Source organism: Rivularia sp. UHCC 0363 (assembly GCF_034931125.1).
Lineage (GTDB): Bacteria > Cyanobacteriota > Cyanobacteriia > Cyanobacteriales > Nostocaceae > Rivularia.
The window spans coordinates 101,357-117,259 of sequence record NZ_JAYGHM010000017.1 but is presented as its reverse complement, the minus strand read 5'-3'; the positions used below and the strand labels follow the sequence as shown (position 1 = coordinate 117,259).

Below are 15,903 nucleotides of genomic sequence, written 5' to 3'. Positions count from 1 at the left end.
TAACTCTTTTAATCCAAAATCTAAAATCTAAAATCTAAAATTCCATGTCCGATATCTCGCCGATAATACATTCCTTCAAAATCAATTTGTTCAATACCGGCGTATGCTAATCGTAATGCTTGCTCGAAGTTTTCTCCGATACCCGTTACATTCAAAACTCTACCTCCATCTGTAATTAATTGTTGGTTTAAGGTCGTCCCGGCATGAAATACGTTTGCTCCTGCTGCTTGGGCTGCGGCGATACCTGTAATAACTTTACCTTTTTCGTAGGTTCCAGGATATCCTCCAGAAGCAGCAACTACGGTAGCACAGGCTCCTTGTTTCCAAGCTATGGGGGGCATTTGTTCTAAACGCTGCTCGACGCAGGCAAGCATTAATTCTTCTAATGGCGTTTCTAATAATGGTAATATTACTTGGGTTTCCGGGTCGCCAAAACGACAGTTAAATTCTAAAACCTTGAATTCACCGTTGGGATTTATCATCAAACCAGCATAAAGTATGCCTCGATAATCAATTTTCTTAGCTCTTAACGCATTTATAGTTCTATTTAGAACTTGTTTTTGGACTCGTTCCATTAAATTAACAGTAGCAATTGGTGTTGGTGCGTAGGCTCCCATCCCACCTGTATTTTCTCCCGTATCACCTTCACCGATGCGTTTATGGTCTTGGGCTGGTAATAAAGGTCTTATGGTTAAACCATCTGTTAATGCTAAAACCGATACTTCCTGTCCGGTCAAGCACTCTTCAATAACTACAAATTCCCCGGCACGACCGAACTGACCGCGAAAAATTGCATCGACTGCCTCCACGGCTTGATTTAGCGTTGTTGCCACCGTAACGCCTTTACCCGCAGCCAAACCGTCAGCCTTGATAACAATAGGTACTCCGTGGCTTTTGATGTAGCTTTTTGCCGGTGCTGCCCGGTTGAATACCGCACTATTAGCAGTCGGAATATTCGCTTCCTGCATCAGGGTTTTTGCCCATACTTTGCTTGCTTCTATTTGCGCTCCGGCTTTATTGGGACCAAATACCTTTAATCCTTGAGATTGTAAATAATCTGTAATTCCTTGCGCTAAAGGCACTTCGGGACCAATTACGACGAGATCGATCCCCTCTTGCAACGCAAAATTACTTATCCCTTCAAAATCATCCACCGACTTGGAGAGATTTTGACAGCGATTCAAACTAGCCGTACCACCATTTCCCGGTACGCAGAAAACTTGTTCAACTTGACTTGATTGAAGAAGTTTCCAAGCCAAAGCGTGTTCTCTTCCTCCACTACCTACAACTAAAATTTTCACTCTTATTCCTCGAAGTCCCTTAATGATGCGCTTTATTTTTTCACCAATTTTAATACTTATCCAGGTTGAAATTTTGGATTTTAGATTTTGGATTTTGGATTGGGAGTTATAGGATTTTGGATTTTAGATTTTAGATTTTGGATTAGGAGTTGGGATTTTAGATTTTGGATTAGAAATCTTTCTCCTTGTCTCCTTGTCTCCCCATCCAATATTCTCTTTGTCTTCAAAAATCATCGGCATTTATACGGTAGTTTTTTCCGAATAAATTAGGTTAGTTAGTAAAAGTATGGAAATAAATTAACTTTTTATCAATATAAATACTGAGTTTTTTTTTACAATTATTTAGCATGATAAATAAAAAATATCAACTAATTGTTTCAAAGTTAATATATGTAAAAATACTTTTAATAGTTTGTGGCAACTACCCGTCTATACGGATTAACCTGTGAATACTGAGTTAAGAAAATATCTAAATAACAAGAAACATGACTAAAAATATTGTTACTGGTGCGGCGGGATTTATTGGTTCTCATTTAGCCGAAACATTGCTAAAAAAGGGAGAAGAAGTAATTGGTATTGATGAATTCAACGATTACTACGACCCTGCATTCAAACGTAAAAATGTTACATCTTTGCAAAGCTATAGCAACTTTAAATTGATTGAAGGAGATATTCAGTCTTTAGATTGGCGATCGCTATTACAGGATATTGACGTTATTTACCATCAAGCAGCACAAGCTGGGGTTAGGGCAAGTTGGGGACAAGGTTTTCGTTTTTACACGGAACGCAATATTAGCGCTACTCAAGTTTTACTCGAAGCAGCCAAAGACGCGAAAAATTTGCAAAGGTTGGTTTACGCTTCGACATCAAGCGTGTACGGTGATGCGGAAACTTTACCAACTAGCGAATTAGTTTGTCCCAAACCAGTTTCACCTTATGGAATCACAAAGTTAGCCGCTGAAAGATTGTGCGGACTTTATCACAAAAACTTTGACGTTCCTTTCGTCGCGCTACGTTACTTTACAGTTTACGGCCCCCGTCAGCGTCCGGATATGGCATTTCACAAATTCTATAAAGCTGTGATCCAAGATGAAGCGATTCCTGTTTACGGTGATGGATTACAAACCCGCGATTTTACCTTTGTGAGCGATGCTGTTGCAGCTAATTTGGCCGCAGCGACTGTAGAAGCTGCTGTGGGAGAAATTTTCAATATCGGTGGTGGTAGTCGGGTAGTTTTAAAAGAAGTTCTCGAAACAATGGAAGAAATTGTTGGCAAACCCATCAAGAGAAACCATATTGAAAAAGCAATGGGAGATGCACGTCATACAGCTGCGGATGTTTCTAAAGCCAAGCAAATTCTAGGCTATGAACCTTCTGTAGGCTTAAGAGAAGGATTAACCAGAGAATGGGAATGGGTTAAGGGGCTGTATTAAGGGGAAATGAGGGGATGGGGGGACAAGGGGACAAGGGGACAAAAAGACAATTTAAATTCTTAACTCCTAATTCCTAACTCCTAACTCCTAACTCCTAACTATTCCCTATGCCCAATTCGCAATTCCTTGATTTAGAGGGAAAATTTTGAGTAGAGTATTAGAATGAAGTTTTAACTACAAAATTTTATTTGCGTTTTTACGTCAAATTAGCCAATCACTGAGGTTTGCCGTGTCAACTCCATCCCAAATCACTGTTCCACAAGTATCTACTTCTTCTCAAGTTTCTATTCCTGAATCAAATATCCCTAAACGTGCTTCGGGCGGTTTTGCGTTAATTGACAGCCTTAAACGACATGGGGTTGAATATATTTTCGGTTATCCGGGTGGCGCTATTTTACCTATTTACGATGATTTATATAAAGATGAAGCTAGTGGTAGTGGTGTTAAGCATATCCTAGTCAGACACGAACAGGGTGCAGCCCATGCGGCTGATGGTTACGCCCGCGCTACTGGTAAGGTTGGTGTTTGTTTTGGTACTTCTGGCCCCGGTGCAACTAATTTAGTTACCGGGATTGCTACGGCTCACATGGATTCGATCCCGATGGTTGTTGTTACGGGACAGGTGACGCGAGCGGCTATTGGTACGGATGCGTTTCAAGAAACTGATATTTACGGAATTACCCTACCGATTGTCAAGCATTCCTATGTAGTGCGTGATTGTAAAGATATGGCGCGAATCGTGGCGGAAGCTTTTCATATCGCTAGTTCGGGCCGTCCGGGTCCTGTTTTAATTGACGTTCCTAAAGATGTAGCTCTTGAGGAGTTCGATTACATTCCTGTAGAACCAGGTTCGGTAAAATTACCTGGATATCGTCCCACGGTAAAGGGAAATCCTCGACAAATTAATGCCGCGATAAAATTGATTCGTGAAAGTCGTCGTCCTTTACTTTATGTAGGTGGTGGTGCAATTAGCTCTGCTGCTCATCCGCAAATTCAAGAATTAGCCGAATTATTCGCGATTCCCGTTACCACTACTTTAATGGGTATCGGTGCCTTTGACGAACATCATCCCCTTGCTTTGGGAATGTTGGGAATGCACGGTACGGCATACGCAAATTTTGCGGTGACTGATTGCGATTTGTTGATTTGCGTTGGGGCAAGATTTGACGATCGCGTTACGGGTAAGTTGGATGAATTCGCTTCCCGCGCTAAGGTAATTCACATCGATATCGATCCGGCGGAAGTAGGTAAAAACCGCATTCCAGAAGTGCCGATTGTTGGAGATGTCAAAAGGGTTTTAACTGAGTTGCTGCGTCGGTGTAAGGAAAGAAGTATCAACCAAGCGCCAAATCAAACTCAAGAATGGTTGAATTTAATCAATCGCTGGAAGGAAGATTATCCTTTGGTAGTACCGCACTATGCGGACAGTATTTCTCCTCAAGAAGTAATTTCCGAAGTCGCTCGTCAAGCACCTTACGCTTTCTACACTACGGATGTCGGACAGCATCAAATGTGGTCGGCGCAATTCCTCAAAAATGGCCCCCGTCGCTGGATTTCTAGCGCTGGTTTGGGGACAATGGGTTTTGGTGTTCCCGCTGCGATGGGCGCAAAAGTGGCGTTTCCGGATGAGGAAGTTATCTGTATCAGCGGCGATGCTAGTTTCCAAATGAATTTGCAGGAGTTGGGAACGCTAGCACAGTACGGAATAAATGTCAAGACCATAATTATAAATAATGGCTGGCAAGGAATGGTGCGTCAGTGGCAGCAAGCGTTTTTCGGGGAACGTTATTCTAGTTCCAATATGGAAGTAGGAATGCCGGATATTGAGTTACTTGCTCAAGCTTACGGTATTAAAGGCATGGTGATTGATAAGCGAGAACAGCTTGAAAGCGCGATCGCCGAAATGATTGCTCATGATGGGCCGGTTGTGGTAAATGCCCGCGTTACTAGGGATGAGAACTGTTATCCGATGGTTGGTCCGGGTAAGAGTAATGCTCAAATGGTTGGTTTGGCTAAGCAGCCTCCGAAAGCTGATTCGGAACCAAGTTATTGCAGTAATTGCGGTGCGAAGAATCTTTCTACAAATAATTTCTGTCCGGAGTGCGGGACGAAGTTGTAGGGTTGACTAACTTATTAGGTTCTTTGTGTCGCTTAATTGTGGGAAAAACCCGGAGTTGGGGGATTCTCCCCCAAACCCCCGATGGGGGGACGGCTGCGTCCCCCAAACCCCCTCCAGAAGGGTTGATCTGTTTTTGTTGTAGGTAATTGATTGTGCTTTATCTCCCCTCTCTTTACCAAGGAGAGGGGCTGGGGGTGAGGTTTTCATAGTTATGCCGTATGCCCAATCCCCTATTCCCTATTCCGAATATGCGCGATCGCAAAGATCAATGCGTCGAGCATAATTTCATAACTTGCGTCGGTTGAACGTTCAAAGGTCATCATTCCTGATTGTTCGATGCTAATAAAACCGTAAGTTGCAGCGTTAACCATTCGCATTGCGTCAATCAGTTGATTTTTACTTAAATCGTAGCCTTGTATTCCCTTTTGAAACAAACTTAAGGCTTCTCGAATCACTGCACTCGCATCTGCATCTGTTGGATGTAATTGGTATTGCATCATGACTTTATAACGTGCTGGGTATAGTTTGGCAAAGTTACGAGCAGCCATTCCCCCTGCTTTGAATAATTGTGGCAATTCGTTGATTTTTTGGGTTTTTTCTCGACAATACGCTAAAAATTGTCGCCAAATTCTTAAAACTACGGCTTTTCTCAATTCTGCGTTTCCATTGAGATGTTTATAAATCGCGGGTGGTTTTATACCTAATTCTCGCGCTACCCGATTCACTCCTAAAGCAGATTCCCCCTCTTTATCTAAACAGGCGATCGCAGCTTCAATTACATCTTGGGGAGTTAGAGAATTTTCTTTTGTCGGACGACCCATATGCTATTGTATAATTTAGTTAACTAAATTAACTAAAAGTGAATATAATTAACTTTAACCGATCTTGTAACAAGATCCGGCACCCTTTTCCTTAATAAGGAGAGGGGAAGGAGGTGAGGTTCCGTCAGTATTGCACCTAAATAGAATGAATAAATTAGTATTTACACCTGCATATCAGTTGGCTCGAATGATAAAGGAAGGTCAAGTTTCTGCTGTTGAAGTTACACAAGCATATTTGAATCAAATTTCTCAATATAATTCTCAACTAAATGCAGTTTGTACTCTTAACCCAGACGCTTTGGAAACTGCAAAACAAGCCGATGCAGCTTTAGCTAAAGGTGAAAATTGGGGAGCGCTGCATGGTGTACCGATAACAATTAAAGATATTTTTGAAACAGCAGGACTGCGTACTACAGCCGGATATAAACCGCTAAAAGATTACATACCAACTAGTGATGCTACGGTGGTGGCGCGTTTGCGTGGTGCGGGGGCGATTATTTTGGGTAAAAGCAATACTGCCGAACTTGCGGGAGATTATCAAAGCGCTAACGAGCTTTTTGCTGCCGTCAATAATCCCTGGAACCTCAACTGCACTGCTGGCGGTAGTTCTGGGGGAAGTGCGGCGGCTGTAGCGGCGGGTTTTTCCAGTTTGGATATCGGGAATGATGTTTCGGGTTCAATTCGTCAACCCGCGCACTTTTGCGGTATTTATGCTTTGAAACCGACGGATCGACGGGTATCTACAGCCGGACAAATTCCGGAAGTTCCGGGACAGCCTAAATGTATTCGTCAAATGCAAACTGTAGGACCTTTGGCGCGGTGTGTAGAAGATTTGCGGTTATGTTTTACACTTGTGGCGGGCGCTGATGTACGACAGCCGGATGTTCCACCAGTTCCCTTTGATACACCTTCGCAGAAGTCCTTGCCAGATTTGCGGGTGGCTTGGATAGATGGTTGGGACGAACTGACGGTAGCTGCGGAGATTAAATCTGCAATGCAAGCTGTAGCAAGTGATTTAACTGAAGCTGGTGTAAGAATTGAAAGTTGGATACCACCACTTGATATAGAAGAAATATTGCAGTTGTGCGATCGCCTAATCGCATATAATTTCGTTTACTCTCAACCTGTGTTTGCGACTGTAAAACAGCGAATTCCGATGATATTTCGAGAAATGACGCAGGGGGAAAAGAAATTAAGAGAAATTAGTAATATGGGACATTATTTACCCCAATTATTCAACCCTACTTTGAAGGGATATTTTGCAGCTTTGACAGAGCGCGATCGCATTATTTCTCAAATGGATCGAGTCATGGATGCGTGGGATGTTTGGTTATGTCCGGTAGCTATGACTTGTGCATTTACACATCGTCCTATGGGTACATTTATAGATGTAGATGGTAGAAAAGTACCTTATTTGTTAGCGAATGGTGCTTATACTTCATTATTTAATCTTACGGGACATCCGGTTGTAGTGATTCCGATTGGTTTTACTAAGGATGTACCCATAGGAATGCAGATTGTCGGTAAAAGATGGAAAGAGATGGAGTTGTTAAGTATTGCGGAGAAATTGGATCGAATTATCGGCGGTTTCCGGCTTATCTCTTTATAAGCTCTGCCTCTAATTATACGGTTGGCAGAGCTTCCCTAAATGGGTTCTTAGCCAGAGATTAGGAACCAGTCAACGGTTATATTTAGCACCTAAATAAAATGAATAAATTAGTATTTACACCCGCATATCAATTGGCTCGAATGATAAAGGAAGGTCAAGTTTCTGCTGTTGAAGTTACACAAGCATACTTAAACCAAATTTCTCAATATAATTCTCAACTAAATGCAGTTTGTACTCTTAACCCAGAGGCTCTGGAAACTGCAAAACAAGCCGATGCAGCTTTAGCTAAAGGTGAAAATTGGGGAGCGCTGCATGGTGTACCGATAACAATTAAAGATACGTTTGAAACAGCAGGGCTGCGTACTACTGCGGGTTATGAACCATTAAAAGATTATATTCCCACCGAAGATGCTACAGCAGTTGCGCGTTTAAGGGCTGCTGGAGCGATTATTCTCGGTAAAACTAGTCCTTCTCAATTAGCGGGTGATTATCAAGGAATAAACGATCTATTCCCCCGTGTAAATAATCCTTGGAATTTAGAATATACCTCTGGTGGTAGTTCTAGCGGGGGAGCAGCAGCAGTTTGTGCAGGTTTGTCACCGCTAGATTTGGCTTCTGATAATGGTGGTTCGATTCGTCAACCCGCTCATTTTTGCGGATTGTACGGACTCAAGCCAACGGATCGGCGGGTTCCGACTACTGGACATATTGGGGATACTACGACTATGGATTTTCGCTGTATCCGCCAAATGTTCACTGTTGGCTGTCTGGCGCGTTCGATTGAAGATTTGAGTTTGTGTATAAAATTGATTGCTGGGGCAGATGCGCGTCAACCGGATATTCCTCCCGTTCCTTTAGATATTGAGGAGAAAAGTTTAGAAAATCTGAGAATTGCTTGGATAGATCAAATTCCGGTGTATCCTGTTGCGGAGGAAATAAAATTTGCAATGCAAGGGGTAAGGAAGAAGCTTGCAGATGCTCTAATTAATGTTGAAAGCTGGGTACCAAAATACGATTTTGCTCATGCTTGGGAGGTTTTTTATGCAGTGGGTACCTATAACCTGATATATACTCAACCCACCGATTTAAAAAGCGTTCGGGAACAGATGGCATTTTTGTGGAGGGAAGCAACGCAAGGTGATAAATCATTGCGAAAAATCAGTAAAGTACCGAATATTTCTCTGCCAATATTTTTACAACCATCTTTGAAAGGTTATTTTGCAGCTTTAACAAAAAGAGATAATTTGATTGCTCAAATGGATCGAGAATTAGAGCAATGGGATGTGTTGTTATGTCCTGTAGCGATGACAACTGCATTTACCCATCGAGCTAAAGGTGCAGCGATTGAAATCGATGGTAAAAAAGTTCCTTATCAAATGGCTAATGGTGCTTACATAGTTCCTTTTAATCTTACGGGACATCCGGTTGTAGTGATTCCAATCGGTTTTACAAAAGATGTACCGATAGGGATGCAAATTGTGGGTAAAAGATGGAAAGAGATGGAGTTGTTGAGTATAGCGGGGAAATTAGATCGAATTATCGGGGGTTTTCGGCTTCCTGATTATTGAAAAGGATTGTTTTACGCTTTTACCATATCTAAATATCCTCAAAGTTGATTAATTTTCATATAGCTTAATAACCAATTTGCAGCCGTTGCTCTCCGTGTTTCCCTGGGTCCAAATTCGCCTATTTTGTAACCTTTAAAACCCAGTTGCTCTTTAGCGATTTGTTTATTTTCTTGGGGAATCGAGCGAGTTAACTTAACTGTTGGGGGACGATTCGCGATAAAATCTGGTGGTTCTGGATATTCTGTACGCCATTCTTCAGATACGTTACTTGCATCCCATTTATTTGTAGATTCGTCGTAGCGATAACCTAAGTAGTACCATACCAAGTTGTTAACTGTGGTATCATCAATCTCTTGTTTGAGAATTGCCCAAATTGTGTCGGTGTTGAGGGGAGGTAATTCCATTTTGGATTTTGGATTTTAGATTTTGGATTATGTTTAAGTGTTGATTTTAATATTCGCATTTGATGGGGCAATATAAAGTAAAAAGTTATGCTAAATTCTACTCTACCAAAACAAGTTCGCGCTCATGCATTTATATCTGGGAAAGTCCAAGGTGTAGGATATCGTTATTCTACGATGAATGCAGCAAAGAATTTGGGTTTAAACGGATGGGTACGAAATCTTGCTGATAATCGTGTAGAAGCAGTATTTGAAGGTGTAACGGAAGTTGTCGAGGAAATGATTCGCTGGTGTCATGGTGGACCAACTAACGCGATCGTTAAAGATGTTCAGGTAGAGTATTCAGAAGTAGAAGGGTTGCAGGGGTTTGAGATAGTCAGTTAAAAGCTAGGAGTGAACAATTACCAATTACTACTCCTCTAACATATTACTCATTCATTTCTTTAAATGTAGCCAATGCTGATGGTGAAATTCGACTTAAGTAACGAAATACCCAGTATTTAGAAATAGTATCTAAGATTACGGGAACGGTGGCAATAAATAGAAATATGATGTTATTAGTTAGTACAATACCCAAATGTTGTGCAAAGCCTTCCAGAAGTACTTCCCATCCTTCGGGTGAATGGTACCCGACAAACATATCTGTTAATAATATAATTAAGAAGGCTTTGGCACTGTCGCTAAGTCCGTAGACTGTATCATCAAGAAATAACTTAACTATTGCTATTTCTCTTTTACTCGTAGCAACTATTAATACAAATACGGTGAATGAAATTAGATCGGCAAATATATTTGCGATCGCACTGTTGTTTTGACGATGAAATTCTTCTGCTATTTCAATTGCTTTCTGTTTTTGTTTTTGCTGTATGACTTCCGATGATAATAGTGGAGCTTGCAAAATTAGTTTCTCAAATCTTAGTTCTTGCTGATAAATTCTGAATTCATCCAGCACTTTCTCTTCAATCTCATTATTTATAAAAGTATCGGTAGTAGCATCGTTTCTAATACTTTCTACTATTGGATAAATTAATAATTGTTTTGATAATAAATAAGCTAAGAATGGTAGTATTATTAAGATTGTTAAAAACTTTAAAGAAATCTTTGTTCTTTTACTTGATACTCGAAAATCTTGAACAGCTTTTTCTTGTGCGTTTGGCGATAATTCTCTAATAATCTTTTGGAAACTTCTAGTAATAGACCCTGGAAATAAACCTGTTTTTTCAGATATAGGTCTAACTTTCATTTTACCTACATCCGAATCATCGGATTGAGCATTTACCTTCAGATTTTGAAAATTAGATTCTGGATTAACTGCTAATCTGCGTGAAGGAAATTCTTTATCAAGAGCATATTTCGCTGTCACTTGATCGATAAACTTTAATCTATCTAAAAAAGTTTGATCGTATACAGTTAATAAAGAGCGGCTCTGTTGAAATTCTGCTAACCTCAAGTTGATACTCTTAAGGTTTTTTTCAAGTTCTGCTTGCCAATAAGATGAAACATTTGTGGTAAGCTCGCTTGAATCAGAAATTTTTTGACCATTAAAATGTTTTTCTTCAATATCTCGAATTTTTAAAGCTGCTTCATAAGCTAATAACAGCGCTCTTTCGGGAGTCTTTAAGAACCATTTGTTTACAAAACCCCAATTCTGTTGAAGTTTCTGAAAAAGTGATTTTCTAGGTTTACTCATACAAATTAATCTCTTTCTCTTAAATTGGATAAATGACTGTGAGAGGGGATAAACTTTATTTTCTAATAGATTTAACTTTTTTTCAGCAGTTATATGTTCTTGACTTCATATTTTTTTCATAATATGAAATTTTATCCTACATCTGTTTGCTACTCAGTAATACTGATAGACTAACTTCTATTTTAATATTTTTATACAAAAAAAATAGGTTTAATTTAAGGTACAATAAAAATATAAAATTAAGCTCTTAATAATATCTAAATTCCTAAATGTAGTTATAAAACTATTTGGTTCTTCAGTACATAGTATGCTAAAAGTATCGGTCAAAAGCTTACTGGATAAAGGAAACAAGCTGTATAAATTGAGATTAATAGTTAATACTAAATTTTATTCCCTATTCCCTATTTTGATTATTTTTCTAGCATACTAAATACGGATGAGCCAACTATTTCTATAAATAAAAACTTATGATATTTCACTATTAATAACTAATACTCAATACCCTAAGAATTATTCCCGTATTTCTTTCTCAATTCTTCCAACTCATCATCTATCTTGCTATTCTTAGCTGATTGTTGCGTATTTTGAGCAGATGAAGTGGAATTTTTATTCTGGGACTTTTTATTTGTAAATATCGTCTTCATCTCTTCTAATTCCTTTTCTATTTGACTCGGAGAAGATGAAACAATAGTTGGTGGAACTGGTTTTGATGGTGTTGGAACTGGTTTTACAAAATTTCCAGTTTGGGCAATTAAAGTCGGTAAAGAATTCAAATCTTTTAATACTTCATCCGCAGTTTGATAACGACGTGCGGGAGTAGTTGCCAGCATTTTATCTAAAATACGGCTCAAATCTCGATCTACATTAGCTTGGAGATAATCTCTCCACAGCCAAACATCATTATTGACATCATACAAATCAAATGGTGATCGCGCTGTCAACAAATGAATGCAGGTAACTCCTAAACTGTAAATATCGCTAGCAAACAGCGCTTTACCTCTAATTTGTTCTGGAGCGACATATTCAGGACTACCGATACTCGTACCCGTCTGATGCATGGAAGCTTGAGTCACAACTTTGGAAGCACCAAAATCAACTAATACAATTTGTCCCCTCAACTTGGGGGGATTGTAACGACGAATAATATTTTCGGGTTTAATATCGCGGTGAATAACTTGTTTCTGATGACAAAACTGTAAGATTCTTAACAATTCATTGAGAAATTGCTGAATTTGAGCTTGATTGTAAACCCCATTTTGCTTTAATTCCTGAGCTAAATTCAAGCCATCGATAAATTCTTGCAGCAAATATTGGCGATCGTCTTGAGTAAAATACGCTAAAAGTTCGGGTATTTGTCGATGCTTTCCCAACTCATCCAAACGCATCGCTTCCTGGTTAAACAATTCAATCGCTTTAGCTAAAGTACTCGTACCTTGAGCTTGCGGATAAAACTGTTTAATTACACACTCAGGTAAAGACGGTTTATCCTCATCTCTAGCTAAAAAAGTCCTACTAAAACCACCTTGTCCGATAGGTCTGATTGCACGATAGCGTTGTTTGAGAAGTAACTTAGAACCACAACTCAAACAAAACTTTTCACTATTAGTATTCTGTGGATTCGGACAACTAGGATTAAGGCAGTAGCTCATTTTATAAAGGCATCGAATGCTCAGACATATCTCTAATTGTGCCTTGTCTGAGATATATGGTGTTTTCTTAAGATTTGTCAAGGATAAAACGATTTTGGATTTTAATTAACACCCTCAGCCTAGAAGGCTGGGGCTACAATTACAAAGCCTGCCTCCGCAGGCTAAAAATACCTAGTTTCTTACAGCCCACGCAGGTGGGCTTCGTTTGTGTAGCCGCACCCTTCTAGGGTGACGGTTGTTAGCGTAGCGTGTCCGTAGGACATAGACATAGTGCATAGTGTAGGGAAGCATTTCAATAACACCCTCAGCCTAGAAGGCTGGGGCTACAATTACAAAGCCTGCCTCCGCAGGCTAAAAATACCTAACTCCTTACAGCCCACGCAGGTGGGCTTCGTTTGTGTAGCCGCACCCTTCTAGGGTGACGGCGATTTTGATAACAAACCTGATAAATTCCAGAATTACCCAACTTCTACCAAAGCTTTAGTACTGTAATATTCAACCTTCTCATAAACCCCAATTAAACTATCACCAACTTCAAAAAATAACCCTTCTCCCTCATCCTTAGAAAAATGCAAATTGGGATATTTCGCAGCAAGTTGAATTGCACTCATCGCTTTCCCTTCCATACAATCAGGTAAAAGTCCGGTGGAACCAATATAAAATACCAAAGGTGAAATTCTATCTTGATAAATCTTCTCTACATATTCTTCTAATTTGATTTTTGCTGCGGTTAATGCTGCAATTCTTTCTTGTTTCTTTAATTTCGTAGTGCGAGCATCTTGCTCGCTAAAGATTCCCTTATATTGCTCGCTAGAGATTCCCTTATATTGCTCGCTAGAGATTCCCTTATCTTGCTCGCTAAAGATTCCCTTATCTTGCTCGCTAAAGATTCCCTTATCTTGCTCGCTAGAGATTCCCTTATCTTGCTCGCTAGAGATTCCCTTATATTGCTCGCTAGAGATTTCCTTATCTTGCTCGCTAAAGATTCCCTTATCTTGCTCGCTAGAGATTCCCTTATATTGCTCGCTAGAGATTCCCTTATATTGCTCGCTAGAGATTCCCTTATATTGCTCGCTAGAGATTCCCTTATATTGCTCGCTTTGATTAAATCTAGGGAGCAAGATGCTCCCACTACTAGTATTTTCAAGATTTTGGGATGCTTTATCTTGCAATATCTTTAATAAGCTTTCATCCCCAACCTTTGCTAAAATCCCCGCAACCTTACCGTTAATTTCAATTCCTAAAAAGTCATCAAAAATCGGTTTCATCAGTTCATCAACCTTAGTTATTTTCATCCTCGATGATAGTGACTTTTGACGAACGGCTATATTTTCTCTCAAAGTCATTTCCAAGGTAGGTTTACCGAATATTTCGCCGGTTTCGGTGTCGTAAAGCTCGTATCTTCTTTCCAGGAATCTATTTGCAGAATATAGTTTACCTAAGTTGAGAATATCTTTACTACCGATATCTATTTTATAGCTAATTCGCGTATCAACCGTACCTTCAGCTTTAGTTGTCGGAAAATTCAGGTAAAGATGTTGAGATAAATAATGTTTTTTCAATTCATCTAACTGTTCGGGTACAAAAGTGTCCGATTCCTGTTTTAAATGCGCGGAAATAATGCTCGCAAGAATTTTTACTTCTGCAATTTGATTAAATAAACCGTCAATATTGCTGTATTCTCTATCTAGGGGTACTAACGGTAAGTTTAAATCAACTGTATAACAACAACGAAAATCAAATGTTTCGGCATCAATTACGCCTTTTTGTCGCAACACATCAAAGGTTTTTTTGCTGCTAATTTTCACCTTGAGCGATTTTATATTTATTTCACCGTCGCCAACTATTGTATAGTTGTTATAACTGGTCAAATCATTAGCCAATAAACCCGCGATTTCGATTATGGGGGTCTTATCTGACGCTTTCACAAGTTTTACTTTACGAGTTACCAGCATATTTATTGTGGCAGTGTTGCGGTTCATTTCAAAGCTACCCATTCCCACATATTCACCATCATCAATATATTCTGTCGTCAGCCAAGGTTTAACTAAATTACCGTTTGCATCTCTAATTCCTTTTAACATTTGAACGCTTTTGTATCGGTAATTATCCCGTAAATGCTTCAAGTTAACTATAATATTATGACGATGTTCTTCTAAAATTTTAATTAGTTCTAACAGAGAAATTTTGGCGTTTTTTTCCATGTCGATAAGTTGCGATCGCCGTATTTCTTCTGGCTCAAATATTGCAATTTCAACATCGCTTGCAAAGTTCGCTAGCTGTTGATTTGTCAAGGCTTTACTATGTCTTGCTATTAAATTCGCGTTACCAGTACTGAATAAAGCATATTTAGCAAAATTCAAATTACCTTCTACCAAATTAGCTTTTACAAAAGCATAAACTGCTTGATGATTTTGCACTACGGGTATTTCTAATTGCCTATAAGTTTCTTGGCTAATTTGCTTATATTTATAGATAATAGCCGTATCTTTCCGCTTCAAATTGTCAATCTTTAATATTCCCGCAGTACACTTAATTTCCCTTGCACTTTCTGATATAAAAATTTGATAGCTGTAATCTATCGCTAAAGGTTCTGCTATTTTTGTCGCAGAATTAGTTAAAAATTTAAAACCCAAGTTCATATCTACAACATAATAAGCTTTCTCTTGACCTAAAAAGTTGTAAATAGTAAACTTAATTCTTTTTTCAATTTTCATCTTCATACCTACCTTGAGTATGTACAAATTCAATTATTTTGATGAGTTTGGTTATGAGACAATGCTTCACAATTACAAAATTAAATACAAAATTAAAAAAATTTTGCGATCGCAAACGCTTCCGTAATATCAGATAACTAAATACACTTTTGAAGAATTGATATTACAGTAAATCGCAATCAAACTAACTGGTGTAGCTTGCGTAAACACGCTATTTAATTTTATTTTCTATCCCAGCATATACCAGCTATAAACTTTCCATATCTCTATAGTACATTTGAACTACGAAGATGTCAACCTATATCTTGGTAATCTGACACTATTAAGCTTACTTTCTCGACTTCGGTAATATAATATTGGGATACAAGTAATATAAATTTAAGTAAACTAAAATATTGATTTATTAAGAAAATGCAATCGTAAAATTATTGATTTATTTACTGCTCAGTTATACAACCGTTTGCTCGACCTTATAAAAACGAAATGTTCAATTGAATTTTGACAATAAGCACTTAAAATTGGACAATTAAATTTGTTGATAACTATATAATCAATTAATTATTAACTTATGGACATCCATCAATGTTGTTATTAG

11 protein-coding genes are annotated in these 15,903 nt (G+C 38.9%); 5 read left to right on the top strand and 6 right to left on the bottom strand.

Features of this window, described 5'->3' with window-relative positions; translation table 11 throughout:
• Positions 1-20: 20 nt before the first annotated feature.
• Complete coding sequence (purD, locus tag VB797_RS12245; protein WP_323237962.1) at positions 21-1,301, bottom strand: phosphoribosylamine--glycine ligase; 1,281 nt, start codon at positions 1,299-1,301, stop codon at positions 21-23.
• Between the two features lie 485 nt (positions 1,302-1,786).
• Here purD and VB797_RS12240 point away from each other — a divergent pair, with 485 nt between their 5' ends.
• Entirely contained in the window at positions 1,787-2,734 is a 948-nt protein-coding gene (locus VB797_RS12240; RefSeq protein WP_323237961.1) for an NAD-dependent epimerase/dehydratase family protein, read from the top strand.
• Between the two features lie 229 nt (positions 2,735-2,963).
• Entirely contained in the window at positions 2,964-4,853 is a 1,890-nt protein-coding gene (ilvB, locus tag VB797_RS12235) for a biosynthetic-type acetolactate synthase large subunit (protein ID WP_416350860.1), read from the top strand.
• A 230-nt stretch (positions 4,854-5,083) separates the two neighbouring features.
• Here the strand turns inward: ilvB and VB797_RS12230 are convergent, their stop codons facing one another.
• Positions 5,084-5,674: a TetR/AcrR family transcriptional regulator gene (locus VB797_RS12230; protein WP_323237960.1), complete on the bottom strand. Its 591-nt coding sequence runs from the start codon at positions 5,672-5,674 to the stop codon at positions 5,084-5,086.
• A gap of 145 nt (positions 5,675-5,819) precedes the next feature.
• Between VB797_RS12230 and VB797_RS12225 the strand changes: the two genes are divergently transcribed.
• Positions 5,820-7,283: an amidase gene (locus VB797_RS12225; RefSeq protein ID WP_323237959.1), complete on the top strand. Its 1,464-nt coding sequence runs from the start codon at positions 5,820-5,822 to the stop codon at positions 7,281-7,283.
• A gap of 98 nt (positions 7,284-7,381) precedes the next feature.
• Positions 7,382-8,851, top strand: coding sequence for an amidase (locus VB797_RS12220; protein ID WP_323237958.1), 1,470 nt, complete (start codon positions 7,382-7,384; stop codon positions 8,849-8,851).
• A 38-nt stretch (positions 8,852-8,889) separates the two neighbouring features.
• Here VB797_RS12220 and VB797_RS12215 read toward each other — a convergent pair whose 3' ends face one another.
• Positions 8,890-9,255: a DUF1823 family protein gene (locus tag VB797_RS12215; RefSeq protein ID WP_323237957.1), complete on the bottom strand. Its 366-nt coding sequence runs from the start codon at positions 9,253-9,255 to the stop codon at positions 8,890-8,892.
• An 87-nt stretch (positions 9,256-9,342) separates the two neighbouring features.
• Here VB797_RS12215 and VB797_RS12210 point away from each other — a divergent pair, with 87 nt between their 5' ends.
• A complete protein-coding gene (locus VB797_RS12210) occupies positions 9,343-9,636 on the top strand; it encodes an acylphosphatase (RefSeq protein ID WP_323237956.1) in 294 nt (97 codons plus the stop codon).
• 43 nt (positions 9,637-9,679) lie between these two features.
• Here the strand turns inward: VB797_RS12210 and VB797_RS12205 are convergent, their stop codons facing one another.
• From VB797_RS12205 to VB797_RS12195, 3 genes are all read right to left on the bottom strand, one after another.
• The gene (locus tag VB797_RS12205; RefSeq protein ID WP_323237955.1) at positions 9,680-10,942 is read right to left on the bottom strand and encodes a proton extrusion protein PcxA; all 1,263 of its coding nucleotides are present in this window, start codon (positions 10,940-10,942) and stop codon (positions 9,680-9,682) included.
• A gap of 503 nt (positions 10,943-11,445) precedes the next feature.
• Entirely contained in the window at positions 11,446-12,591 is a 1,146-nt protein-coding gene (locus tag VB797_RS12200) for a serine/threonine-protein kinase (protein ID WP_323237954.1), read from the bottom strand.
• Positions 12,592-13,049: 458 nt separating this feature from the next.
• Positions 13,050-15,308: a hypothetical protein gene (locus VB797_RS12195; protein WP_323237953.1), complete on the bottom strand. Its 2,259-nt coding sequence runs from the start codon at positions 15,306-15,308 to the stop codon at positions 13,050-13,052.
• Positions 15,309-15,903 lie beyond the last annotated feature (595 nt).